General features: G+C 63.7%; 22 protein-coding genes. 13 read left to right on the top strand and 9 right to left on the bottom strand.

Annotation, left to right across the window (positions count from 1 at the left end; translation table 11 throughout):
• Positions 1–68: 68 nt before the first annotated feature.
• The 4 genes from QCE88_RS18870 to QCE88_RS18855 are packed head-to-tail and all read right to left on the bottom strand — an operon-like array spanning position 69 to position 5255.
• Entirely contained in the window at positions 69–902 is an 834-nt protein-coding gene (locus tag QCE88_RS18870) for a transporter substrate-binding domain-containing protein (RefSeq protein ID WP_309904896.1), read from the bottom strand.
• Between the two features lie 60 nt (positions 903–962).
• On the bottom strand, positions 963–1433 hold the full coding sequence (locus tag QCE88_RS18865; RefSeq protein ID WP_309904894.1) for a RidA family protein: 471 nt from the start codon (positions 1431–1433) through the stop codon (positions 963–965).
• Entirely contained in the window at positions 1430–3157 is a 1728-nt protein-coding gene (locus tag QCE88_RS18860) for a hydantoinase B/oxoprolinase family protein (protein WP_309904892.1), read from the bottom strand. The genes QCE88_RS18865 and QCE88_RS18860 overlap by 4 nt, the downstream gene beginning before the upstream one ends.
• A gap of 16 nt (positions 3158–3173) precedes the next feature.
• On the bottom strand, positions 3174–5255 hold the full coding sequence (locus QCE88_RS18855; RefSeq protein ID WP_309904891.1) for a hydantoinase/oxoprolinase family protein: 2082 nt from the start codon (positions 5253–5255) through the stop codon (positions 3174–3176).
• A gap of 415 nt (positions 5256–5670) precedes the next feature.
• Between QCE88_RS18855 and QCE88_RS18850 the strand changes: the two genes are divergently transcribed.
• The gene (locus tag QCE88_RS18850; RefSeq protein ID WP_309904889.1) at positions 5671–6456 is read left to right on the top strand and encodes an SDR family oxidoreductase; all 786 of its coding nucleotides are present in this window, start codon (positions 5671–5673) and stop codon (positions 6454–6456) included.
• A 30-nt stretch (positions 6457–6486) separates the two neighbouring features.
• The gene (locus QCE88_RS18845) at positions 6487–6693 is read left to right on the top strand and encodes a tautomerase family protein (RefSeq protein ID WP_309904887.1); all 207 of its coding nucleotides are present in this window, start codon (positions 6487–6489) and stop codon (positions 6691–6693) included.
• A gap of 53 nt (positions 6694–6746) precedes the next feature.
• Here QCE88_RS18845 and QCE88_RS18840 read toward each other — a convergent pair whose 3' ends face one another.
• A complete protein-coding gene (locus QCE88_RS18840) occupies positions 6747–7490 on the bottom strand; it encodes a GntR family transcriptional regulator (RefSeq protein ID WP_309904885.1) in 744 nt (247 codons plus the stop codon).
• Here QCE88_RS18840 and QCE88_RS18835 point away from each other — a divergent pair.
• The 11 genes from QCE88_RS18835 (at position 7475) to QCE88_RS18780 (ending at position 18588) form a co-directional block, all read left to right on the top strand.
• Entirely contained in the window at positions 7475–8800 is a 1326-nt protein-coding gene (locus tag QCE88_RS18835; protein WP_309904883.1) for a branched-chain amino acid ABC transporter substrate-binding protein, read from the top strand. The two genes, QCE88_RS18840 and QCE88_RS18835, sit on opposite strands and share 16 nt — an antisense overlap.
• A 151-nt stretch (positions 8801–8951) precedes the next feature.
• Entirely contained in the window at positions 8952–9842 is an 891-nt protein-coding gene (locus QCE88_RS42080) for a transporter substrate-binding domain-containing protein (RefSeq protein ID WP_409018162.1), read from the top strand.
• Complete coding sequence (locus tag QCE88_RS18820; RefSeq protein WP_309904879.1) at positions 9808–10641, top strand: amino acid ABC transporter ATP-binding protein; 834 nt, start codon at positions 9808–9810, stop codon at positions 10639–10641. The genes QCE88_RS42080 and QCE88_RS18820 overlap by 35 nt, the downstream gene beginning before the upstream one ends.
• 15 nt (positions 10642–10656) lie before the next feature.
• Positions 10657–11328 carry an amino acid ABC transporter permease gene (locus QCE88_RS18815; protein ID WP_309904877.1) on the top strand — a complete coding sequence of 224 codons (672 nt, stop codon included), beginning with the start codon at positions 10657–10659 and terminating at the stop codon, positions 11326–11328.
• Positions 11329–11338: 10 nt separating this feature from the next.
• A complete protein-coding gene (locus QCE88_RS18810) occupies positions 11339–12004 on the top strand; it encodes an amino acid ABC transporter permease (RefSeq protein ID WP_309904875.1) in 666 nt (221 codons plus the stop codon).
• 31 nt (positions 12005–12035) lie between these two features.
• Positions 12036–12914, top strand: coding sequence for a dihydrodipicolinate synthase family protein (locus QCE88_RS18805; protein ID WP_309904873.1), 879 nt, complete (start codon positions 12036–12038; stop codon positions 12912–12914).
• Between the two features lie 12 nt (positions 12915–12926).
• The gene (locus QCE88_RS18800; RefSeq protein ID WP_309904871.1) at positions 12927–13943 is read left to right on the top strand and encodes a 4-hydroxyproline epimerase; all 1017 of its coding nucleotides are present in this window, start codon (positions 12927–12929) and stop codon (positions 13941–13943) included.
• Positions 13940–15217, top strand: coding sequence for an FAD-dependent oxidoreductase (locus QCE88_RS18795; protein ID WP_309904869.1), 1278 nt, complete (start codon positions 13940–13942; stop codon positions 15215–15217). The genes QCE88_RS18800 and QCE88_RS18795 overlap by 4 nt, the downstream gene beginning before the upstream one ends.
• Before the next feature lie 13 nt (positions 15218–15230).
• Positions 15231–16292, top strand: a complete 1062-nt coding sequence (locus QCE88_RS18790; RefSeq protein ID WP_309904867.1) for a proline racemase family protein — start codon at positions 15231–15233, stop codon at positions 16290–16292.
• A gap of 13 nt (positions 16293–16305) precedes the next feature.
• Complete coding sequence (locus tag QCE88_RS18785) at positions 16306–17787, top strand: aldehyde dehydrogenase family protein (RefSeq protein WP_309904865.1); 1482 nt, start codon at positions 16306–16308, stop codon at positions 17785–17787.
• A 93-nt stretch (positions 17788–17880) separates the two neighbouring features.
• The gene (locus tag QCE88_RS18780; protein ID WP_309904863.1) at positions 17881–18588 is read left to right on the top strand and encodes a GntR family transcriptional regulator; all 708 of its coding nucleotides are present in this window, start codon (positions 17881–17883) and stop codon (positions 18586–18588) included.
• A 24-nt stretch (positions 18589–18612) separates the two neighbouring features.
• On the opposite strand, the gene QCE88_RS18775 is transcribed toward QCE88_RS18780, so the two are convergent.
• Genes QCE88_RS18775 through QCE88_RS18760 form a run of 4 tightly spaced genes read right to left on the bottom strand, consistent with a single transcriptional unit; the run spans position 18613 to position 22923 of the window.
• Complete coding sequence (locus QCE88_RS18775) at positions 18613–19440, bottom strand: ABC transporter permease (protein WP_309904861.1); 828 nt, start codon at positions 19438–19440, stop codon at positions 18613–18615.
• 1 nt (position 19441) lies between these two features.
• Positions 19442–20737, bottom strand: coding sequence for an ABC transporter permease (locus tag QCE88_RS18770; protein ID WP_309904858.1), 1296 nt, complete (start codon positions 20735–20737; stop codon positions 19442–19444).
• A 15-nt stretch (positions 20738–20752) separates the two neighbouring features.
• Positions 20753–21793, bottom strand: a complete 1041-nt coding sequence (locus tag QCE88_RS18765; RefSeq protein ID WP_309904856.1) for an ABC transporter substrate-binding protein — start codon at positions 21791–21793, stop codon at positions 20753–20755.
• Between the two features lie 26 nt (positions 21794–21819).
• Entirely contained in the window at positions 21820–22923 is a 1104-nt protein-coding gene (locus QCE88_RS18760; protein ID WP_309904854.1) for an ABC transporter ATP-binding protein, read from the bottom strand.
• Between the last annotated feature and the right edge of the window lie 10 nt (positions 22924–22933).

Here is a 22933-nt window from a genome sequence, read left to right as displayed (position 1 = left end):
TGGCGCTCGAGACTGCATTCAGAGACATGACGGAACCGCAAGAGGCACGGTCCCGTCGCGTGACATCGTCACTTGGTGCTGGCTACCGTCTCTTTCACGGACGCGTCGACCATCCGGCTCACCGAGCCCGACTGCTTCTGTTTCTCGATGAACTGGTTCAGCACGGCGACATCCGCCGCGGGCGTATCCTTGCGAATGCCGAACGCAATCCCCTGCTGCGCCAGCAGCGGGTTCGGCTTGAACACCGCCGCCCAGTCCGGATGCGCACCCGTGAGCAGCAGGTTCGTCATGTTGTCGTCCGCGAGCAGATCCGCGCGTTTGGACATCAGCGCGAGGCGCGTTTCGTCGAAGCCGGGCAGGCGCATGATCGTCGCCTGCTTGAGCACCGCGGAGATCGCCTTGTCCTGCGCCGTGCCCGACATCACCGTGACCGTCGTGCCGGGCTTGTCGATATCGGCGATCGAGTTGATGGTTTTCGGGACCTTCGGGTTGTTCTTGTTGTACGCGAAAGTCACGCTGTAATCGACGACCGGTTCCGAGAACGAGATGGCCTTCCTGCGCTCCGGTGTGTCGTTGAGCGAGAGCGAGATGTCCCACTTCTGCGACTGAAGGCCGGCCACGATGTTGTCCCAGGTCGTATCGACATACTCGACCTTCACCTTCAGCACCTGCTCGCCGAACTGGCGGCACAGGTCCGGAAACACGCCGCTGTAGGCGGACGTCTTCGGGTCTTTCATCGTGTACGGCGGCGATGTGGCGATCCCGCAGCGCAGGACGCCTGCCTTGCGCACGTCCTGCCACGTATCCGTGCCCTGCGCGTGCGCCGTGGAACTCGCCGCCAGTACACTCAGAGTGGCCGCACTCAACAGCGCGCGACCCAGCATCTTTGAAATCCGAATCATGTTCAACCTCGACAAATGAAGGGGTTCAGTCACTACGTTCACAGGTTCTGCGCGCTTGCCTTATTTCAATTCGAAAATCCCGTCGACTTCGACGGCCACGTTGCGCGGCAACGAGATGCAGCCGACGGCGGCGCGCGTATGTCTGCCTGCGTCGCCGAACACGGCGATCATCAGATCGGATGCGCCGTTGATGACCTGCGGATGCTGCGTGAAGTCTTCGGTTGCGTTCACGAAACCGCCGAGCCGCACGCATCCGGCCACGCGGCTGAAGTCGCCGTCCACCGCGCGATCCACTTGCGCGAGCATGTTCACGGCGCACAACCGTGCCGCGCGTTGCCCCTCTTCCAGCGAGAGGTCTCGTCCGACCTTGCCGACGTATTGATCGACGCCGTCGAGCACGGGCACCTGTCCCGACACGTAGAGGAGATTCCCCACTTGCTTGACCGGCAGGAAATTCGCTCCTGGCTTAGGCGCGGATTGAGGCAGATCGATATCGAGTTCGCGCAGACGTTCTTTGAGGCTTCGGTTCATCGCTGCGGCTCCTGACGACGTGCCGACTCCGAGCGCGCACGGTCGATGCGCTCGCCATCGAACACGACCTTGTGGCGTGTTTCAGCGTATTGGCGCGTGATTTTTCCGTTCGCGAGATCGGCTTCGATGCGATCGAAGGCGCGGGACAGCGGGTCGCCGTATCCGCCGCCGCCCGCCTGTTCGTGACGGATGATCGCGCCGCGATGCAGTGTTCGCGTGAACTTGCTCGGCAGCGGCGAGAGGTCCTCGCCCTGACGAAGATAGTTGGCCGAGCACGCGCCCGTACCGCCGCCAAACAAGCCATAAGGCGCATGTTCGGCGCGATCCGAGCGAATCTGCGCGACCACTTCCTCCGCTTCGATCCGATACTCGCGCACGAGCCCGAGACCGCCGCGATACTCGCCCGCGCCGCCCGAGTCCGTAGCAAAGCCGTATGCTTCCATCACGATCGGATAGCGCGCTTCGAGCGTTTCGATCGGCATGTTCGACATGTTCTGCGAGGGATTCGTCACGCCCTCGATGCCGTCCTTGTTGACTCGGCCGCCCCATGCGCCATTGATCATGTCGACGAGAATGAACGGTTCGCTCGCGCCCTTCGCGTAACCGCTCAACGCGATCACGGTATTGCCGCCCTCGCCCGCCGCCATGACCTTCTTCGGCGCGATCTGCGCAAGCGCGCCGAGCACGCAGTCCACCACGCGATAACCCGTCAGCGCGCGCGCGGCGACCGGCGCAGGCATGCGTGGATTCAGGATCGAGCCTTCCGGCGCGGTGATCTCGATGCAGCGGTACACGCCCGCGTTGTTCGGCACGTCCGCATCGAGCGCGCAGCGCACGCTGAGGTACGTCGCCGACTTGACGAACGACAGCGTCGAGTTGATCGCGCCGCGCACCTGCGGCGAGGAGCCGGCGAAGTCCACGCTGACCTTCGAACCTGCCACCGTGATCGCGCATTGGATCGGAATGGCGTCGCTCGTGAAGCCGTCGTTGTCGATGTAGTCGGTGAAGCGGTACACGCCGTCGGGCCACGCTTCGATCCCCTGGCGCGTGAGCCGCTCGCCGTAGTCGAGCAGTTCGTCGAAATAGTCTTGCAGGTTCTCTTCGCCGTAGCGGTCGATCATGCGCAGCAGTTCGCGCTCGCCGATGTTGCAGGTCGCCAGCTGTGCATCGAGATCGCCGAGCACGAGATCGGGCAGGCGCACGTTCTTCCTGATGATGTTGAAGAGCGTCTCGTTCGGCTCGCCGCGCGCGTAGAGCTTGGTCGGCGGAATGCGGATGCCTTCCTGGAAGATCTCGGTCGAATCGGCAGCGTTGGAGCCGGGCACGCGTCCGCCGACATCGCAATGGTGCGCGATGACGACCGAGAAGCCTTGCAGGCGCTTCTCGTGAAAGATCGGCTTGAACATGAAGATGTCCGGCAGATGCATGCCGCCTTCATACGGATCGTTCAGGATGATCACGTCGCCGGGTTCGACGCTCGCCGCGTACTTGTCGATGATCACGTCCACCGCATCGGGCACGGCGCCCAGATGCAGCGCAACCGTCTTCGCCTGCGCGAGAATGCGGCCTTTGGCGTCGCACATGGTCACCGAATAATCGAGCACGTCGCGGATGATCGGCGAGCGGGCGGTTCGCATCACGGCGAAGGCCATGTCGTCGACGATCGTGTCGAGCGCGTTTTTGACGACCGCGAAAGTGATCGGGTCAACGTTACGTTGGGTCATGGTTACTCCAGTGAAATCAGTCGAGCGAGGCGATGACGCTACCGACCTTGTCGGTGCTCACGCGCCAGCCCGGCGGGATCACGATGGTGGTGTCGGAGCTTTCGAGAATCACGGGGCCGGTGATCGGCTGGTCCAGTTTCGAGCGCGGCACGACGGGTGTGTCCAGCCAGCCGGTCTCACGGTCGAAATACACGCGACGCGTGCTGGACGTTGCGTCGCCGCCTGCCGATCTGGCGCTGCGGATATCGTTGAAGTCGAGCGTGCTCGTGGCAATGCCGCGCGCCAGCAACCGCACGTTCGCGCATTCGATGGCGTCGCTGGAGGCATAGCCGTAGATCGCCGCGTAGGCGTCGCGAAAGCCCTGTCGCAAGGTGTCGCGGGTGTTGTCATCGAGCGTTGCCGGAATCCGCACGGGAATCTCGTAGTCCTGGCCCGCAAAGCGCATGTCGAGATCGAACACGTACTCGATGCGGTCCGCCGAATAACCTTCTTCGGCAAGCGCCCGGCGCGCTTCGTCGCGCATCTCGGCGACAGCATCCGCGAGCGCAGCGATGTCGAACGTATCGAGCGGGCTCAGCGACGGACGCACGAAGTAGCGTTCGACCGCGCCCGCCAGCATGCCCATCGCGGTGAACACGCCGGGCGCCGCGGGAAACACGACGCGCTTCATGTCGAGCGCGCGCGCCAGATCGCATGCATGCACCGGACCTGAACCGCCGAACGCGACGAGCGCGAAATCGCGCGGATCGACGCCGCGTTCCACCGTCACCGCCTTGATCGTGCGCGCCATGTTGACGTTGACGACCTCGCGAATCCCGACCGCCGCCTCTTCAACGCCGATGCCCAGCGGCTTCGCAAGCAGGCTTTCCACCGCATCGCGCGCTTTCTGGATGCTGAGTTCCATCGTGCCGCCAGCGAGTTTCTGCGGCAGGAAGCCGAGGATGGCGTTTGCGTCGGTGACCGTCGGCTTCTCGCCGCCGATGCCGTAGCACACCGGCCCCGGGAACGCACCCGCCGACACCGGGCCGACGCTCAGCAGTCCGCCGCCGTCGATCCATGCAATCGATCCCGCGCCGCTGCCGACTTCGGCGACATCGATCGTCGGCACGCGCATCATGTAGCCGCCGGCCTTGATGAAGCGGCTCGGTGTCGAGATGCCCGCGCGGAATTCGTACTCGTTGGTGCGGGCGAGTTGTCCGTCGTGAATCAGCGATGCCGATGCCGTCGTGCCGCCCATATCGAAGACGACGAGTTCCTTCTCCTCGATCGCATCGCCCAGACGTCCTGCACCGACCACGCCGGCCGATCGGCCGGACGAGATGAAGAACACCGGCGTGTCCTGCGCGATCCGGGCACTCGACAAACCGCCATTCGAGTTACTCACGAGCAGCGGTGCATTCACGCCGATCCGCTTCAATCCTGATTCCAGCCGCTGCAGATAGGTGCGCAAAGCAGGCAGCACATACGCGTTGACGACCGTCGTCGACGTGCGTTCGTACTCGCGCAGTTCGGGCAGCACCGAGATCGACGCCGTCACGCTGATATCCGGAAACGCCTGCTGGAAGGCTTCCAGCGCAGCCTTTTCGTTCGCGCCGTTCTTGTACGAATTGATGAAGCAGATCGCCACCGACTCGACGCCTTCCTTCTGGAAGAACCGGCCCGCCTCGATCACCTGATCGACCGGCGTCGGACGCAATACGTCGCCGGATGCCAGCACGCGTTCATCGACCTCGAGCCGGTAGCGCCGTTCGACGAGCGGCACGGGCTTGTCCCAGGACAGGTCGAACATGGTCGGCGTACGCACGCGGCCGATTTCCAGCACGTCCCTGAATCCTTTCGTCGTGATCAGGCCGCACTTCGCGCCGACCTTTTGCAGCATGGTGTTCGAGCCGACCGTGGTTCCGTGCAAGACCTCGGTGACGTCGGAGGTCTTCATGCCAGCCTGATCGAGGATGCGCTGCACACCCGTCAGGACCGCCTCTTCCGGCGCCGCTGGCGTCGAAGAAACCTTGGTGAAAGTCACGTAACCCTTGTCGTCCAGCAACACAAGGTCCGTGAAGGTGCCGCCGATGTCGACGCCAATTCTCGCGCTTGCCATATCGATTCCCGATCGTCCCAGTTGAAGGTGCACGCCGTTTACCGTCTGCGCAGTCGATTCCGACGGTAGTCAGGCTCAGATGGATTGGATGCCTGCCGACGCTGTTTCGCTGCGATTGTCGACACAGCGTTCTACAAGATTTCGTCAGCTTTTCTACATCGATTCCATGCCTCGCATTGTCGATCAAAAAAAGACAATGTCAACGATGAAAAAATTTTCGGAGCTTTCCAGACCGCTGTAAGGCTTGTTTTATAAGCCTCTAAAGGCCGTTTCGGGGTAAACACCATCACGCCTTATAAGCTCACTTCAGCTTGACACGGGCCCCCGCCAATGCAAGCATTGTCGGCATTAGGTCGACGATAAATCTGTTTTTCCATTGGCGGACGAGCGGCGTCCGCAGCTTCGAGGGCTAGCTATGCAGACGAATCAGGAAGTGATCGTGGTCACCGGCGGGGCAAGCGGCATTGGCGAAGCGTGCGCGCGGCGCTTCGCGCAGGCGGGGCATCGCGTGATCCTCGCCGACGTGAATGTCGAGGGCGGCAATGGCGTGACCGAAGCGTTGCGCCGCGCCGGACACGACGCGCAGTTTCATCGGCTGGATCTGGCGAGCGAGGACTCGGTGAGCGGATTCGCGTCGCATGTGATCGGCGAATACGGCGCACCCGCCGTGCTCGTCAATTCCGGCGGCGTCCTTCAGAACGCAGTGCGCGTACTGGACATGGATCTGGCGGAATTCGATCGCCTGTTCCAGATCAACGTGCGCGGAACGCTGCTCGCGTCGCGTGCATTCGGGGCGTCGATGTGCGAAGCGCGCCGCGGATCCATCATCAATCTCTGTTCGATGACGACGTTCCGCTCATCCGCGCAAGTCGCCTACACGATCGGGAAGGTTGGCCTCAAGGCGCTGACCGAAACCATGGCCGCCGAATGGGGACCGCGCGGCGTGCGCGTGAACGCGGTCGCGCCAGGCTACACACTGACCCAGGCGATGCAGGCGCGGATCGACAGCGGGCAGCGCGATCCGAATGCGGTGATCGAACGTTCGGCTTTGCGCCGCTTCGTCGAGCCGTCCGAAGTGGCCGACGCGGTCTATTTCCTGTGCTCGGACCAGGCCGCCGCGATCACCGGCGTCACCTTGCCGATCGACTGCGGATGGCTCGCCTCGACGGCTTATCTGGCCTACGCATCGCAGCCTGAATAACCCTCTCGACACGCGCTCAAAGGAATTGCAATGCCTATCATCCACGTTGAAATGCTGGCTGGACGGACACTCGAACAGAAGACCGAACTCGCCGATGTACTGACGCGCGAAACCGCGCGCATCGCACGATGCGCGGCCGCCGACATACAGGTCGTATTCGGCGAAGTGGCGCACGCGAGCTGGGCTGTCGGCGGCCGGCTGGCTTCCGCCAAGGCCGCGACGCAGACGGAGAAGTGACTGGCTTGATGCGTTCGGTCCGACATGAAACCTGTCGGACCGAGCGTTGAGCTTTACGCCGTTTTGGCGCCTGGATACACCAGCGGCATCTGCGCGGTCAGGTTCCTGTCGAGGAACTGCATGAAGCGGCCCTTGAACTGCACCGCGTGTTGATGCGCCGTGGCTTCGGCCCAGTCCGCATCGCCGGCTTCAATGGCAGCCACCATGTCGGTGTGATCGCTCGCCATCTCCTTGGAACCGACGTTCGCGAGCGTTTGAAACTGAAAGTGGAGATTGAGCATGCGCCGCCCTTCCTCCAGCAGCTTGCGGTAGATATCGACGAAATACACGTTATGTCCCGCGCGTGCCACCGCCATATGAAACTCGTAGTTCTTCTCGATCAGCCCGAGACTGTCGGCCTTCTTGATGCTCAGCGCGGCCGCCTTTTCGTATGCCTTTGCGGTTTGCTTGATAGCCTCGAGGTCTGCCGGCGTGCGATGCAACGCCGCGAGACGCGTGGTGACGCGCTGAAGCAAGTCGAGCGCGTCGAGAAACTCCGGCACACGCCCGAATTCCATGGCCGCGACCACGTTGCCCCGATTCGGCAGGATAGTGACGAGCCCTTCGGCCGACAGACGCACCAGCGCCTCACGCACCGGCGAGCGGGAAACGCCGAACCGCTCGGCCACGCCGAGCTCGTCCAGATGCGTGCCGGGAGCCAGCTTCATCGTGAGGATTTCGTTGCGCAGCGTCGTGTAGACGCGAGCGGTGCCGGTTTCCTTCGCGCCCTGGATCTCCGCTATTGCTTCTTTTGCCATATTGCCCTTCCAGCCGTGTTTGCTTCGCTGCCGTCCAGCCCGAAAAATGTTCGGACTCTTGTCGACGTAATGCCGACAATTGTACTCTTGTTGTTCGGCGCCGTGTTTCCAACAACGGCTTTTTGGCCTGCTTAAAGCACCTGACCGGAGATGTGATGATTCGTCGTCATGGAGCAATGTTTGCCGTCTTCCTTTGCGTGTGTTTTGCCGCAGTGGGAAGCGCGAAGTCCGAAGAGATCCGAACCGTGAAGATCGGCATAGCAGCGCCATTGACGGGCTTTTCGGCATCGAATGGAAAGGATGAAGAGAATGCCGCTCGGCTCGCTTTCGAAGAGGCGAACGCGCAGGGACTCGTCGTTGGCGGCGCGAAGATCCACTTCGAGATCGACGGCCAGGACGACGCCGCCGATCCAAAGACCGCCGTGCTCGTCGCCCAACGCTTCGTCGATGATGGCGTGAGCGGCGTCATCGGCCATTACAACTCAGGCTGCTCGATCGCGGCGTCATCGGTGTACCGGCGCGCAGGCATTCCGCAGATCTCCCCGACGTCGAGTTCGCCGTCATACACGGCGCGCGGCTACGAGACGACGTTTCGCACCATCAGCAACGACGACCAGATGGCCTTGCTCGCGGCGAATTACTCGGTCGGCAGACTGGGCGCCAAGCGCATCGCCGTGATCGACGACAGTACCGACTACGGCACGAACCTCGTCACCGAATACGTGAAGGCGATCCAGAAAGCGGGAGCGCAACTCGTTTCCTGGCAATACACCACGACGACTGCAATCGACTTTCGCGCCCTGCTGACGACCATCAAAGGTCTGAATCCGGATCTCGTTTTTTACGTCGGCCAGGACGTTCAAGCGGCCGGACTCGCCAAGCAAATGCACCAGCTCGGCATGAAGGCAAAGTTCATGGGCGAAGGCGGTTTCACCAACGAGCATTTTCTCCAGCTTGCCGGCCAGGGTGCGAAGCACATGTACAGCTGGGAATATGGACTGCCGCGCGAACGCATGCCGCGCGCCGCCGAACTCGATGCGAAGCTGAAAGCGCGCTTCGGCGTGGGCATCGTGCAGTTCGCGCCGCTTGCCTACGACGCCGCCTGGGTCATGATCAACGCGATGAAAGCCGCCGATTCCACCGATCCCCAAAAGGTCATCGACGCGTTGCACGCCCTGTCCTTCGAAGGCGTGACGGGCACGGTGTCGTTCACCCGGACGGGTGATCTGAGAAACGCTTCTGCCACGCTCTATCAGGAGCAAGCGGGGAAATGGGCCGTACTGGGCGTTGAACGAGCCACTGCCGACTGACACCTTCCTCGCGTTAGAAACCGACTAAGGGCAATCGCCCAGTTGACAGGCCGAATTGTGTCCGCCTACGATGCATACATTCCTGCACACATTCACGAACACATGCTTGCGTGCTTCTTCCATCGACAGGTAGTCATCGAGTGAGGTCGTCATGTTCCGAAAGTCGCTTGCGTCCGCTGGTTTGGCCATTGCATTGAGTCTCACAGGCGCATCGGCGCTGGCGCAGGACGCCGGTGCGTGGCAAAGCGTCAAGAAAGCCGGCGTATTGCGTTGCGGCGCCGCGGTGGCGCCCCCTTACGTCATGCATGATCCGAAAACCGGCGAATACAGCGGCTTCTTCTCGGAGTTGTGCCGCAACTTCGGCGAAAAAGTGCTGAAGGTGAAAGTCGAGTTTGTCGACACGACCTGGGACAACATCGTCGCGGGTCTGCAGTCGAACAAATGGGATCTTTCGATGGCGCTCAACGACACGCCGGAGCGCGAGAAGGCCATTGCGTTCTCCGCGCCAGCCACCGACTACAACGTCACGCTCGTCTACAACAAGAACAATCCAAAAAATCTCGAAAGGCGCGCGCGCCATCGCGGACATCGACAAGCCGGGCGTGATCGTCGCGGTCATGTCGGGCGCGGCGCAGGACAAGGCCATCACGGCCGCGCTCAAACAGGCTCAGGTGATGCGCCTGCCCGGCAACGACGAGACACGCCTCGCGCTGATGTCGAAACGCGCCGACCTGCTCGCGGACGCCAACATCACCAACATGCTGTTGACCGAAGCACATCCCGACTGGGCCGCGGCGATCCAGCCGAACCCGCCGCTCGCACAGCAGGAAGTCGCATTCGGCATCCGCAGGGACACGCCCGCCGCCGATGTCGCCCTGCTCAACACGTTTCTCGCCGAGCAGGTGAAGTCGGGGAGCGTCGACAAGCTGATCAAGACATCCGTTCAGGCGATGCTCGCATCGAACAAGTAACGTCCGTTCGCCTTGCCCCACACGTCGGAGAGATTCATGTGTTCTGCTCAAACCATGATTGCCCAGCCTGAGACTTGCGCTGCCCCTTTCGATGAATCGCTGCGATCCTATGGCCACTTCGTGCAGTTCCGCGACGTGTGCAAGTCCTACGGTCCGAATCTCGTCGTGATGGACCATCTGAGTCTCGACATGCGCGACGACGACCGGCTCGTCATCATCGGCCCGAGCGGCAGCGGCAAGAGCTCGCTGCTGCGCGTGATGATGGGACTCGAAGGCATTCAGGGCGGCTCGATCGGCTTCCAGGGCAAGCCCTACATTCACGGCGCTGACTCGGGAAACCGCAAGCGGATCGATACGAAGCTGCAGAAGCAGATCGGCATGGTGTTCCAGCACTACACGCTGTTTCCGCATCTGTCGGTGCTGGGCAACCTGATTCTCGCGCCGGTCAGGGCGGGCGGCATGTCGAAGGCTCAAGCCACCGACCGCGCCCGTCTCTATCTCGCGCGCCTGGGCCTCGAAAGCAAGCTGCACGCTTACCCGAGCCAGCTGTCGGGCGGCCAGAAGCAACGCGTCGCCATTGCGCGGGCGTTGATGCTCGAACCGAAGCTGATGCTGTTCGACGAAGTGACCTCCGCGCTCGATCCCGAGATGGTGGTCGAAGTGCAGAACGTGATGCTGCAGCTCGCCGAACAGAAGATGGCGATGATCATCGTCACGCACGACATGCATTTCGCCCGCGATATCGGCACACGCGTGGTGTTTTGCGCAAGCGGGAAGATCGTCGAGCAAGGCGCGCCCGCCGAAATATTCAAGCATCCGAAAGAAACGCGCACCCGCGAGTTTCTGCAGAAAGTCCTGCATCTCGACTGAGCAAGGAGAGAAGACATGGGCTATCACTTCGACTTCAGCTTCTTGCAAGGCAGTCTCGGCTCGTTGCTCGCGGGACTTAAAGTGACGCTGGAACTCGCGCTTGCATCCAATCTCATGGGCTTGGTGCTCGGCTTTGTGCTCTGCCTGATGGCGATGAGCCGCGTCGCGCTGATTCGCTTGCCGGCGCAGTTGTTCATCGAGTTTTTTCGCTGCACGCCGGCGCTCCTGCAGATCGTCTGGTTCTTCTATTGCATCCCGATGATGGTCGACGTCTTCATCGATCCCATTGCGATGGGCGTGCTCGCACTCGGCCTGAATCTCACCGCGTTCAATGCGGAGGCGTATCGCGCGGGTGTGCAGGCGGTGCCGAAAGAGCATCTCGATGCCTGCGTCGCGCTCGGTCTGAAGGCGTGGCAGCGCACGCTCTTCGTCGTGTTGCCGCAAGCGCTGCGCAATGCGATGCCCGTCCTGATGACCAACGGCATCGGCACGCTCCAGCAGAGCGCGCTGGTGGCGATCGTCGCGGTCGCCGATCTGATGTACGTCGGCAAGAGCCTGGCAACGGAAGCGTATCGGCCGCTCGAAACCTACACCGTGATCGCGCTGATCTACTTCGCGCTGTCGCTGCCGGTCGCGAGGCTCGTGCATCTGATCGAACGCCGTCAGGACGTTGCGCTGAAGCGCTAGGGAGACACGCATGCAACTCGATTTCCCGACCGTCATGTCTTACTGGTGGGTGCTGCTCAGGGGCCTCGGCCTGACGCTCGCCTTCACCAGCAGTTGCGCGGTGATCGGCAGTCTCGCGGGCTTCGCGCTGAGCCTCTTGCGCATGTCGCCTTCGCGATGGATGAAGACCGCGACCACGCTCTACGTCGAATTCTTCCGCGGCACGCCGCTGTTGATTCAGCTTTTCTGGGTCTTCTTCTGCTTTCCTGTGGTGTTTCACGTGCAGATTGCGCCCTACGTCTCAGTGATGATTTCGCTCACGCTGTACATGGCCGCGATCACGAGCGAGACCTTCCGTGGCGCGCTCAAATCGATTTCCGCCGAGCAACACGACGCGTGCATTGCGCTGAGCCTGACGCCGCAGGCGAAGATTCTCTACGTCATCTTCCCGCAGGCGCTGCTGCGCGCGATCCCGCCGCTGCTGTCGAACTTCGTGAGCCTGTTCAAGGAGAGCGCGCTGATCTCTTCGGTCGGCGTCGCGGATCTCATGTTCGTTGGACAGAGCATCTCGAACAGCACCGCCAAGCCGGTTGAATTCCTGACCACGGTCGCGATCATCTATTTTCTCGTCGCCTTTCCGCTGACGCGTCTGGTCGGCCTCGTCGAAACGCGCTTGCTCAGGCGCTTCGCCTATTGATTTCGAAGGTTCACACACAGTGGAGAAACACATGCAGATGAAGGGAATCCTGCCGGCGCTCGTCACGCCGTTCAACGCCGCCGGCGCAGTCGATCACGACACGCTCGCGTCGATCCTCGACTATCAGCTGAAAGCCGGCGTAACCGGTTTCGTGCCGCTCGGTTCGACCGGCGAGTACTACGCGCTCACGCACGATGAACGCCGCGCGATCCTCAAGACCGTGAAGGAAGTCGTCGGCGAACGCGGCATGCTGATCGGCGGCGCGAACGGGTCGAGCACGCGTGAAGTCATCGAACAGACGCGCCTGGTGCGCGATGCAGGCTATACCAATGTATTGATCGCCCCGCCCTACTACGCGCTGCCCTCACAGGAAGAATTGATTGGCCACTACGAGGCGATTCTCGACGCCGTGCCCGACGTCGATCTGATCCTCTACAACTATCCGGTGCGCACGAACGTCGAAATCGGCTTCGGCGTGCTCGATGCATTCAGGGACCATCCGCGCGTCATCGGCATCAAGGAAAGCAGCGGCAATCTGTTGCGCGCGATCGAGATCGGCGAGAACTACCGGGACAGCTACCAGCTTTCCTGCGGCTCCGACGATCAGGCGCTGGACTTCTTCCTGTGGGGCGCGACGAGCTGGATTTGCGGCCCGGCCAACTGCTTCGTCAAGCCCGTCGTCGAGTTCTACAACCGGTTCAGTGCGGGCGACATTCGCGGCGCGCAGGACGTCATGCGTTCCCTCTTCCCTGTCATGGCGACGATGGAAGCCGGCAAGTTCGTGCAGAAGGTGAAGTACGGTTGCGAGCTCGCGGGCTTCAAGGTCGGCGCGGCGCGCATGCCGCTCAAACCGCTGACCGATGAAGAAAAAGCCGCCTTTCGCGCGGTGTTCGAAGCGGCCCAAGGTTAAGGAGCAGGACGAATGACGCAATATCGCTTTGACTGCATCGAAGGGCATACGGAAGGCATGCCCGTGCGGATGGTGATCGACGGCGCACCCGAATTACAGGGTGCGACGATGAACGCGCGCCGCGAATATTTCGTGGCTGAACACGACTGGATTCGCCGCGCGCTCATGCTGGAACCGCGCGGATGCGCCCATATGTCGGGCACGATTCTCTATCCGCCGCTCTCGCCCGACGCGGACATGAGTCTGCTGTTCATTGAAACCTCGGGCTGTTTGCCGATGTGCGGACACGCCTCCATCGGATCGGTCACGTTCGCTCTGGAAACAGGACTCGTGAAGCCGCGCCGTCCGGGCGTGATGGTGGTCGATGTGCCCGCGGGCCAGCTCACCGCGCGCTACGAGATGCACGGCGACAAGGTGCGCAACGTACGCTTCACGAACGTGCCGAGCTTCCTGTTGCATCGCGACCTGGAGATCGAGCATCCGGTGTTCGGCAAGCTGGTCATCGACATCGCGTATGGCGGCAACTTCTATCCGATCGTCGAAGTGCAGCCGAATTTCCCGGGCTGCGAACACTTCTCGGCGGATCAGCTTCTCGAATACGGCCGGCAAATGCAGTCCATCGTGAATCGCGCGCTCGATGTCGTGCATCCGGACAATCCGCGCATTCGCGGCGTGAAGCATTGCATGTGGACCGGCGCTCCACTCTCCAAAACGGCCGACGCGCGCGCGGTCGTCATCGCGGGCGATCTGATCGTCGACCGTTCGCCATGCGGCACCGGCACGTCGGCGCGCGTGGCGCAACGCCATGCACGAGGCTGGTTGCGCGAAGGCGAGACGTTCACGCATGAGAGCATCATCGGCAGCGCGTTCGTCGGACGCGTGGAAACGGTAACCCGGCTCGAAAGCGGGCTCGCGGCCGTGCTGCCGAGCATCGAAGGCCGCGCGTACATCACCGGCCGCGCGCAGCATCTCGTCGACGACACCGAGCCGTATCCGCAAGGCTTCAGCCTTCAGGAGTTCAGCCAGTGAACGCCGTGCCTCGCGAGCATCTTCACGCGCAGCCGACGCAACAGGCGATCGTCATTGGCGGCGGGATTGTCGGCGTGTGCTGCGCGATGTATCTGCAACGCGATGGCCTCGCCGTCACGCTGATCGATCCCGAAGCGCCCGGCAACAGCACCGCGAAGTGGAGTTGCGGACAGATGGCCGTCAGCGAGATCGTGCCGCTGTCAAAGCCCGGCGTGCTGATGAAAATACCCGGCTGGCTGATGGATCAGAACGGACCGCTCGCGCTGCGGCCGGGCGCGCTGCCCGGCATCCTTCCGTGGTTCGTGCGCTTCCTGCTGTGCGCGCGGCATACGAAGATCGTCGAGATTGCGAACGCCATGGCCACGCTCACGCATGATGCCTACGCCGACTTCGCGCCGCTGCTCGCTGCCTGCGACGACAAGGCGCTGTTGGGCGATCGCCCCATCATCGAGGTGTTCGACAGCGCGGCAGGCCTCGAACACGAAGCGCCGCATCTGGCGTTGCGCGAATCGGTCGGCTTCGGAACGCAGCGTCTGAATGCCGGCGAGATCGGCGATCTCGAGCCGGCGCTCGCGGGCCGCTTCGCGCACGGTCTGCTGTTTCCCGACTGGCGCGCGGTGAACGATACGGAAGGCTTCATCGTCGCGCTGACGGAGGCCTTCTTGCGCGATGGCGGGCGACGCGTGCGGTCGGCAGCCTCGCGCATCGACGAAGCGAACGGACGCGCGACCGGCGTCACGCTCGCGAACGGCGAGCGGCTCGCTTGCGATCACGTCGTCGTGGCGGCGGGCACGGGTTCGCGGCGCTTCTTCGACGCGCTCGGCGTGAACGTGCCGCTTGCGGGCATCGCCGGCTATCAGGCGGTGCTGCCCGCGCCGGGCGTCGAGGTCCGTCACTCGATCATCTACGCCGATGGCGGCTTCTGCTTCACGCCGATGACGCGCGGCCTGCAGATCGGGGGAACCATCGAATTCGCGGGCCGCGATGCGAAACCGAACTTCAGGCGCGCGGACATCATCCTCGACAAGGCGAAGCGCGTGATGCCCGGGCTCAATGTCGACCACGTCGAATACGGTGTCGGCTATCGCCCGTTCCTGCCTGATACGAAGCCGGTCATCGACCGGTCACGCCGTCTGGCAAACGCAACGATGGCATTCGGACACGGTCAGCTCGGGCTCACGCTCGGCGCGACGACGGGACGGCTGATCGCGGACCTCGTCGCGCAGCGCACGACCAGGCAAAGCCTTGCGCCCTTCAGCGCCTATCGCTTCTGACGAGGAGAACACCATGCGCTGGAACAAGACCTTCACGATGGTCGGCTGTCATGCCGAAGGCGAAGTCGGCAACGTGGTGACGGGCGGCCTGATCGACGTGCCCGGCAAGACCATGTTCGACAAGATGCTGTATCTCGAGGAGCACGGCGACGCATTGCGCCGCCTCTGCCTGTTCGAACCGCGCGGCTCGGTGAATCACAACATCAACTTCATTCTGCCCGCCACCGACGCGCGCGCACAGATGGGCTATGTCATCGGCGAATCGACCGAATACGTGGCGATGTCCGGCTCGAACACGATGTGTGTCGCGACAGTGCTGCTCGAAACCGGCATCCTGCCGATGACCGAGCCCGTGACGGAACTCGTGCTCGAAGCGCCCGCCGGTCTGATACGCGCGCGTTGCGAATGCAGGGACGGCAAGGTGACGCGCGTCGAATTCACGAATCAACCGGCGTTTGTCGCGCATCTGGACGCCTATGTGGACGTGGCGGGCGCAGGCAGCATCAAGGTAGACATCGCGTATGGCGGCATGACGTATGCGCTCGTCGATGCCCAGGCGCTGGGCTTTTCCATCACGCCCGACGAAGCGCGCGAACTGTGCGAACTCGGCCAGCGCATCGAGGCGGCGGCGTTCGAACAATTGCCGTTCTCGCATCCCGACAACCCGCTCATCAAGGGCGTGACCAATACCCAGTTCATGGGACCGCTCATGCGTGAGAACGGCACGCTGTTCGCGCGCAATACGGTGATCGTGTCGCCGGGACGCTGTGATCGCTCGCCGTGCGGCACGGGCACGTCCGCGCGGCTCGCAGTGCTCCATGCGCGCGGCCTCGTCGATGTCGGCGAGACCTTCGTTCATGAATCGATCACCGGTTCGCGCTTCGAGAGCCGTATCGAAGCGACTACTCGGGTCGGCGAGCATGCAGCGGTGGTGCCGGTGGTAGCAGGTCAGGCCTGGATCACGGCGATCTCGCAAGTGGGAGTCGATCCCACCGATCGCTTTCAGAACGGCTTCACGCTCGCGGACACGTGGCTCGAAGCAGTCGACGACAAACTCATCAAATCGCGCCAATGAGGACGCAGCGCCCATGAAATCCTATGAATGCCTTTTCATCGACGGCCAATGGGTCGCGCCGGTACGAGACGGCCGCTTCGAGTCGATCGACCCGGCTAGCGAGGCGGTCATCGCCAGCGTGGCGGCCGCGACGAGCGAAGACGTCGATCTCGCCGTCGCAGCCGCGCGCCGCGCCTTCGATCAGGGTCCGTGGCCGCGCATGAGCGGGCACGAACGCGCGCAAGTCTTGCGCCGTATCGGTCAAGGCATTCGCGAACGTCTCGACGAACTCGCGCGCATCGAAGTGCGCGACAACGGCAAGCCGCTGCCCGAAGCGAAATGGGACCTGGGCGACGCGGCCGGCTGCTTCGACTTCTACGCCGATCTCGCCGCGAAGCTGGACGATAGCGCGGAAACACCCATCGCCCTCGCCGACGAGCGCTTTACTTCGATTGCGCGCAAGGAACCGGTGGGCGTCGCGGGCGCGATCATCCCGTGGAATTTTCCGCTTTTGATGGCGGCGTGGAAGGTCGCGCCTGCGCTGGCCGCGGGCTGCACGATGGTGTTGAAACCCTCGGAGCTGACGCCGCTCAGCGCGCTCGAACTCGCCGACATCGCCGCGCACGCGGGCCTTCCTGCCGGCGTGCTCAATGTCGTCACTGGTCTGGGCCACGAAGCGGGCGCGGCACTGAGCGAGCATCCGGATATCGACAAACTCGCCTTCACCGGCAGCGTCCCGACGGGCAGCCGCATCATGCAGGCGGCGGCACGGCATATCAAGAACATCAGCCTGGAGCTCGGCGGCAAGTCGCCGTTCATCGTCTTCGACGACAGCGATATCGACGCCGCCGTCGAATGGATCATGTTCGGCATCTTCTGGAATCAGGGTGAAGTCTGCTCGGCGACCTCGCGCGTGCTCGTACAGCGCGACCTCTATCCGCGCCTGCTGCACAGGCTGGCCGAGGAAACACGCAGGATTCGCATCGGCAATGGACTGGATGAAGGCGTGCTGCTCGGGCCGCTGGTGAACCGCGCACAGTACGAGAAGGTCCTGCAGGCGATTGCGCGCGGCCAGGAAGAAGGGGCGCGGCTGATATCGGGCGGAAGCCGTCCCGCGCATCTCGAACGAGGCTTCTTCATGGAGCCGGCGATCTTCGCGGACGTCCCCGTGGACAGCTGGATCTGGCGGGAGGAAATCTTCGGTCCGGTCGTCTGCGTGCGCCCGTTCGATGACGAAGCGCACGCCGTGCGCGAAGCCAACGACTCGCGCTTCGGCCTGGCGGCCGCCGTCATGTCGCGCGATCTCGACCGGTGCGAACGCGTGGCGCGTACGTTACGCGCGGGTATCGTCTGGATCAACTGTTCGCAGCCGACTTTCACCGAAGCGCCCTGGGGCGGTTACAAGCAAAGCGGCATCGGCCGCGAACTGGGCGAATGGGGCTTGAACAACTATCTGGAAACGAAGCAGATCACACGCTACGACAGTAGCGAGCCGTGGGGCTGGTATCTCAACTAGGCCGCGTTGCAGGCGGCATTTCGGACACGAAGCACGATGATAAACTCGCCGATACGGCTCGTTCCCCGAGCCCTTGATCAAAGCGGTGAAACAATGAGCAAAGCAACGGCGGAGACCGAGACGAGCGGTCGCCGGCACGGCGGACGGTATATCTACGAAGAGTTGCGCAAGCAGATCCTCACGTTGCAGCTCAAACCCGGCGCGCCGCTGGATGAAGTCTCGCTGGCAGCGCAGTTCGGGCTCTCGCGTTCACCCGTGCGCGACGCGCTCGCGCGGCTCATCAGCGAGGGACTCGTCACCATTCTGCCGAACCGCACCACGCTCGTGACGCCGTTCGAGATCGAAGAGTTTCCGAAGTACATTTCAGCGCTCGATCTGATTCAGCGCGCGGTCACGCGGCTGGCCGCGCTGCATCGCACGGATGCGGATCTCGCCCGCATTCGCCGCGCCGACGATGACTATATGAAGGCGCTCGACAGCGGCGACTTCCAGAAAATGTCGGAGACCAACAAGGCAGTGCATATTGCCATTGCGCAGGCGGCGAACAATCCTTACTTCGTCGGCTACTACGAACGGCTGCTCGGCGAGGGGCAGCGCCTGCTGCACCTGCATTTCGATTACACGATGAGCGCGCACAGCGAGACCAAGATGGGCCGCGATCATGACGACATCATCGCGGCGATCGAACGGCGCGACGCCGACGCCGCCGAACGTCTCGCCCATGAACACACGATGCTGTTCCAGAAACGCTTCCTCGATTACATGCGCCAGAACATGACGGCGTCGATGGCATTGCCATAACGAGTGACGAGACGCGCTAGAGGATCAAACACGCGCGGCGCCGCGCACGCGCAGGCGCTCCATCACCAGCAGCAGGGTCATCGAGAACAGCACGAGAATGGTGGCCAGCGCAACGATGGTCGGCGTGATGCTGTCGCGGATGCCGCTGAACATCTGACGCGGAATCGTCACCTGATCCGGCCCGGCGAGGAACAGCGTCACCACCACTTCGTCGAATGAAGTCGCGAACGCGAACAGCGCGCCGGACAGCACGCCTGGCAGGATCAGCGGCAACGTGATGCGCAGGAACGTCTCGATGCGGCCCGCGCCGAGACTGCGGCTCGCGTTCACGAGCGTGCCGTTGAAGCCCTTGAGCACGGCGCTCACCGTAGTCACGACGAACGGCGCGCCGAGCAGCGCGTGCGCGATGACCAGCCCCGTGAAGGTGCCTGCCAGATGCAGCTTCATGTAGAACAGGTACAGCCCCACCGCGACCACCACGAGCGGCGCGACCAGCGGCGAGAGGATGATCGCGGTCAGCACGCGCTTGCCGGGAAACTCCGCGCGATCGAGCCCGAGCGCGCACAAGGTGCCGAGCACGGTGGCGAGCACCGTCGCACCCGGCGCGACGATGAAGCTGTTGCGGATCGCGCGCCACCACGCGTCGGAGGCGAACAGCGTCTCGTACCAGCGCAGCGACCAATGGCGAACCGGATACACGAGAAACGCGTCCGCCGAGAACGACAGCGGCACCAGCGCGGCGATCGGCAGGACGAGATACGCGAGCACGCCGTAGCACAGCACGCGCTGCGCGACGTACCAGACCTTCTCGGGCCAGCGCGCGTAGGGTTCGAATGCGGGAACGATGCGCACCTCAGGCCTCCTTTGCCGCGCCCGGCCGCCATGCGGCAAGGAGCCGGTAGACCGCGAACAGCAGCGCGGTCGCGACGAGCAGGAGCACGGACAGCGCCGCCGCGAGCCCCCAGTTGATCGACGTATTGGTGAAGTACGCGATGTAGTAGCTGAGCATCTGATCCCCCGCGCCGCCGAGCAGCGCGGGCGCAATGTAATAGCCGAGCGCGCTGATGAACACGAGCAGCGCGCCCGCCGCCACGCCGGGCGCGGTCTGCGGCACGTACACACGCCAGAACGCGCCGAACGGATGGCTGCCGAGCGAGATCGCAGCGCGCTGATAAGTCGGCGGGATGCCGCGCATCACGGCAAACAGCGGCAGCACCATGAACGGGATCAGGATGTGCACCATCGAAATGATCACGCCGGTGCGGTTGTAGAGCAGCGTGAGCGGACTGTCGAACAGGTGCATCGACATGCCGATCCTGTTGACGAGCCCTTCGCGCGGCAGCACCACCATCCACGCGGCGATGCGCACGAGGATCGACGTCCAGAACGGAATCAGCACGGCCATCAGGACGCGCCGCTGACGGCGCTCGGGCAGTTGCGCAAGCCAGTACGTGAGCGGATAGCCGAGCGCGACAACGATCGCCGTCACGACGAGGCTGATCCAGAAGGTGCGCGCGAGGATCGGCACGTAGGCGCCCTCCTCCTGCGGCAACGCGACGATGCCGCCGTCCGCCGCGCGCCGGCGATCGACCGCACGCAGCAGATAAGCCGCCGTCAGCGGACGGAGCGCGCTCGCGAGGTCGCTCCAGGTGCCGGCTTCGCTCCAGCGCTCATCCGCCGCGACGAGTTCGCGCTGCGCATCCTGCGGCGTCGCGAGAGGCTTGCCGTCCGTCGAGAGATCGTCGAGATGGCGGCGCGTGCGCAGCATCAGCGCGCGCATGCCGGACCGGTCCTGATTCAGCCGCGATGCCGCTTCGCCGAGCGTGCCCGCCTGGTCCGCGGCGAGGATGTCGCGCGCGACCGCCGCGAATGCCTCGGGCGGCGGCGTGCCGTCATGCCAGCCAGCGAGCGCCCGTGCGGTCTGCGGAAACGCCACCGCGACGACCGGGTCCCACACCGCCCGCGTCATCAGGCTCACGATGGGCGTGATGAAAAACACCGCCATGAAGATCGCGAGCGGCGCGATCAGCAACATCGCGCCCGGCACGTCGCCGCGCGTGCGGCCCCGGCGCCGTGGCCGGGTGCGCCGCGCGGCCTGTGCTGCCGGCACGTTGACCGCCGGCTGCGTTGCGCCCGAGGGACTCGCCATCTCGCGTGCCCTCACTTAACGCGCCGCCCACGCCGCGAAGCGCTGGTCGAGATCGTCGCCGTGCTCGTCCCAGAACTCCCGGTCGTTGACGACGCCGATCTTCTCGTGCTCCGGCGTGTTGGGCAGGTTCTTGAGCTGCGCGGCGTCCATCTTGCCCAGCGCCTGCGCGTTGGCGGGGCCGCCCGGCTGCAGCGCGAGAAACGCATTCTGCTGCTGCGCGCCGATGGTGTAGTTGATGAACTTCATCGCCTCGTCCTTCATCGGCGAGCCCTTCGGAATCACCCAGTAGTCGTAGTCGGCGATCGCACCGTTCCAGACGATGTCGAGCGGCTGCCCCGCCTTCTGCGCGGTGATGATGCGTCCGCTGAACACCGTTGACATCGCGACGTCGCCGGACACGAGGAACTGCGCCGGTTGTGCGCCCGCGTCCCACCACTGGATGTTCGGCCGCAGTTCGTCGAGCTTTTTGAACGCACGATCGACGCCCGCCGGCGTGCCGAGCACCTTGTAGACATCGGCGGGCTTGACGCCGTCGGCCATCAGCGCGAACTCCAGATTGCCGCGCGCCGATTTGCGCATGCCGCGCTTGCCGGGATATTTCTTCGTGTCCCAGAAATCGGCCCAGCCGGCCGGCGCGCTCTTCAGCTGCTTCGTGTTCCAGGCGAACGCGTTGGCCCATGCGAACAGACCCACGCCGCAGCGTGTTTTAGCGGTTGACGTGAGATGCGCGGCGTCCGGCACCTTCGCCCAGTCGATGCGCTCGTACATGCCCGAGTCGCAGCCGCGCCCGACGTCGGTGGATTCGACCTCGACCACGTCCCAGCTCACCTGGCGCCCGTCGACCATTGCCTTGACCTTGGCTTGCTCACCCGAATACGACGACGCCGTGACGTCGATGCCCGTCGCCGCCTGGAAGGGCTTGATGAACGCGGATTGCTGCGCGTCCGCGAGCGTCCCGCCATAGTTGACGACCGCGAGCGGCCGCGCCATTGCGCCGTGCGACAGCTGCGCCAATATCAGCGCGACAGCCGCGCCCGTTCCCATTTTTCTCAGCATGATGACTCCCCGATGGATAACCGCACTCAAGCAAAAATCCGCAGATGACGCTCGTGAAACCGCAGCGTCATCGTGTCCCCGTCAGGCCGTTGCGCCGGACCCGCGTCGTCGAGCGGCAGCTTCACGAAGCCGCCCTCCTGCTGCGACACGGCGAACCTCACGCGCACGTGATCGCCGAAATAGAGCGTGCCCGCCGTGCGCGCACGCAGCGTGTTGAGCGACGGCACGAGCGCGCTCGCGTCGTCGCCGGCAAGCGTCATGCGCTCCGGGCGCACGCACGCGCGCACCGCGTCGCCCACGCGCGGCGAGCCGACCACGCGTCCCGTCAGCCGCTCGCCGCCCGTGAGTCCGATCTCGCCCCGGTCGCCATCCAGCGACAGCAGGCGTCCGACAAACACGTTGTTGTCGCCGACGAAGTTCGCGACGGTGCCGTTCTCCGGCGTCTCGTACAGCGCATGCACGCGGTCGATCTGCTGGATGCGCCCGCGGTCGAACACGGCGACGCGGTCGGACATCGTGAGCGCCTCGCTCTGATCGTGCGTCACATAGACGAACGTAATGCCGAGCGTGCGATGCAAGTCCTTGAGCTCGATCTGCATGTGCTCGCGCAGGCGCTTGTCGAGCGCGCCGAGCGGCTCGTCCATCAGCACCAGGCGCGGATTGAAGACCAGTGCGCGCGCCAGCGCCACGCGCTGTTGCTGTCCGCCGGACAGGCTCTTCGGCAGACGATCCGCGAACTCGCGCATGCGCACCATGTCCAGCGCCCGCGCCACGGCGGCCGCCTTCTCGGCCTTGCCAACGCGCCGCACCGTCAGCGCGTACCCGACGTTCTGCGCCACCGTCATGTGCGGAAACAGCGCGTAGTTCTGGAACACCATGCCGATATCGCGCCTGTGCGGCGGCGTGGTGTTGAGCAGCGTGTCGCCGAGCCAGATCTCGCCCGTGCTGGGCGACTCGAAACCGGCGAGCATCATGAGGCAGGTCGTCTTGCCCGAACCCGACGGCCCGAGCAGCGAGAGGAATTCGCCTTCGTGGATATCGAGGTCGAGCGCTTCGACGACGGGCGTGACGCCGTCGTAGGTCTTGCCGACCTGACGGAAGCGCACGAGCGGGGGTGCCGATACGTTCATATGCGTCTCC

This window comes from Caballeronia sp. LZ035, assembly GCF_031451175.1.
GTDB lineage: Bacteria > Pseudomonadota > Gammaproteobacteria > Burkholderiales > Burkholderiaceae > Caballeronia.
The sequence above is the reverse complement of the archived record's forward strand: the minus strand, read 5'-3'. Positions and strand labels throughout refer to the sequence as shown.

Excerpts from the sequence above, each read along its gene's own strand:
- QCE88_RS18870 (WP_309904896.1), bottom strand. The coding sequence starts at position 902 with ATGATTCGGATTTCAAAGATGCTGGGTCGCGCGCTGTTGAGTGCGGCC.
- QCE88_RS18865 (WP_309904894.1), bottom strand. The coding sequence starts at position 1,433 with ATGAACCGAAGCCTCAAAGAACGTCTGCGCGAACTCGATATCGATCTG.
- QCE88_RS18860 (WP_309904892.1), bottom strand. The coding sequence starts at position 3,157 with ATGACCCAACGTAACGTTGACCCGATCACTTTCGCGGTCGTCAAAAAC.
- QCE88_RS18855 (WP_309904891.1), bottom strand. The coding sequence starts at position 5,255 with ATGGCAAGCGCGAGAATTGGCGTCGACATCGGCGGCACCTTCACGGAC.
- QCE88_RS18850 (WP_309904889.1), top strand. The coding sequence starts at position 5,671 with ATGCAGACGAATCAGGAAGTGATCGTGGTCACCGGCGGGGCAAGCGGC.
- QCE88_RS18845 (WP_309904887.1), top strand. The coding sequence starts at position 6,487 with ATGCCTATCATCCACGTTGAAATGCTGGCTGGACGGACACTCGAACAG.
- QCE88_RS18840 (WP_309904885.1), bottom strand. The coding sequence starts at position 7,490 with ATGGCAAAAGAAGCAATAGCGGAGATCCAGGGCGCGAAGGAAACCGGC.
- QCE88_RS42080 (WP_409018162.1), top strand. The coding sequence starts at position 8,952 with ATGTTCCGAAAGTCGCTTGCGTCCGCTGGTTTGGCCATTGCATTGAGT.
- QCE88_RS18820 (WP_309904879.1), top strand. The coding sequence starts at position 9,808 with ATGTGTTCTGCTCAAACCATGATTGCCCAGCCTGAGACTTGCGCTGCC.
- QCE88_RS18815 (WP_309904877.1), top strand. The coding sequence starts at position 10,657 with ATGGGCTATCACTTCGACTTCAGCTTCTTGCAAGGCAGTCTCGGCTCG.
- QCE88_RS18810 (WP_309904875.1), top strand. The coding sequence starts at position 11,339 with ATGCAACTCGATTTCCCGACCGTCATGTCTTACTGGTGGGTGCTGCTC.
- QCE88_RS18805 (WP_309904873.1), top strand. The coding sequence starts at position 12,036 with ATGCAGATGAAGGGAATCCTGCCGGCGCTCGTCACGCCGTTCAACGCC.
- QCE88_RS18800 (WP_309904871.1), top strand. The coding sequence starts at position 12,927 with ATGACGCAATATCGCTTTGACTGCATCGAAGGGCATACGGAAGGCATG.
- QCE88_RS18790 (WP_309904867.1), top strand. The coding sequence starts at position 15,231 with ATGCGCTGGAACAAGACCTTCACGATGGTCGGCTGTCATGCCGAAGGC.
- QCE88_RS18785 (WP_309904865.1), top strand. The coding sequence starts at position 16,306 with ATGAAATCCTATGAATGCCTTTTCATCGACGGCCAATGGGTCGCGCCG.
- QCE88_RS18780 (WP_309904863.1), top strand. The coding sequence starts at position 17,881 with ATGAGCAAAGCAACGGCGGAGACCGAGACGAGCGGTCGCCGGCACGGC.
- QCE88_RS18770 (WP_309904858.1), bottom strand. The coding sequence starts at position 20,737 with ATGGCGAGTCCCTCGGGCGCAACGCAGCCGGCGGTCAACGTGCCGGCA.
- QCE88_RS18765 (WP_309904856.1), bottom strand. The coding sequence starts at position 21,793 with ATGCTGAGAAAAATGGGAACGGGCGCGGCTGTCGCGCTGATATTGGCG.
- QCE88_RS18760 (WP_309904854.1), bottom strand. The coding sequence starts at position 22,923 with ATGAACGTATCGGCACCCCCGCTCGTGCGCTTCCGTCAGGTCGGCAAG.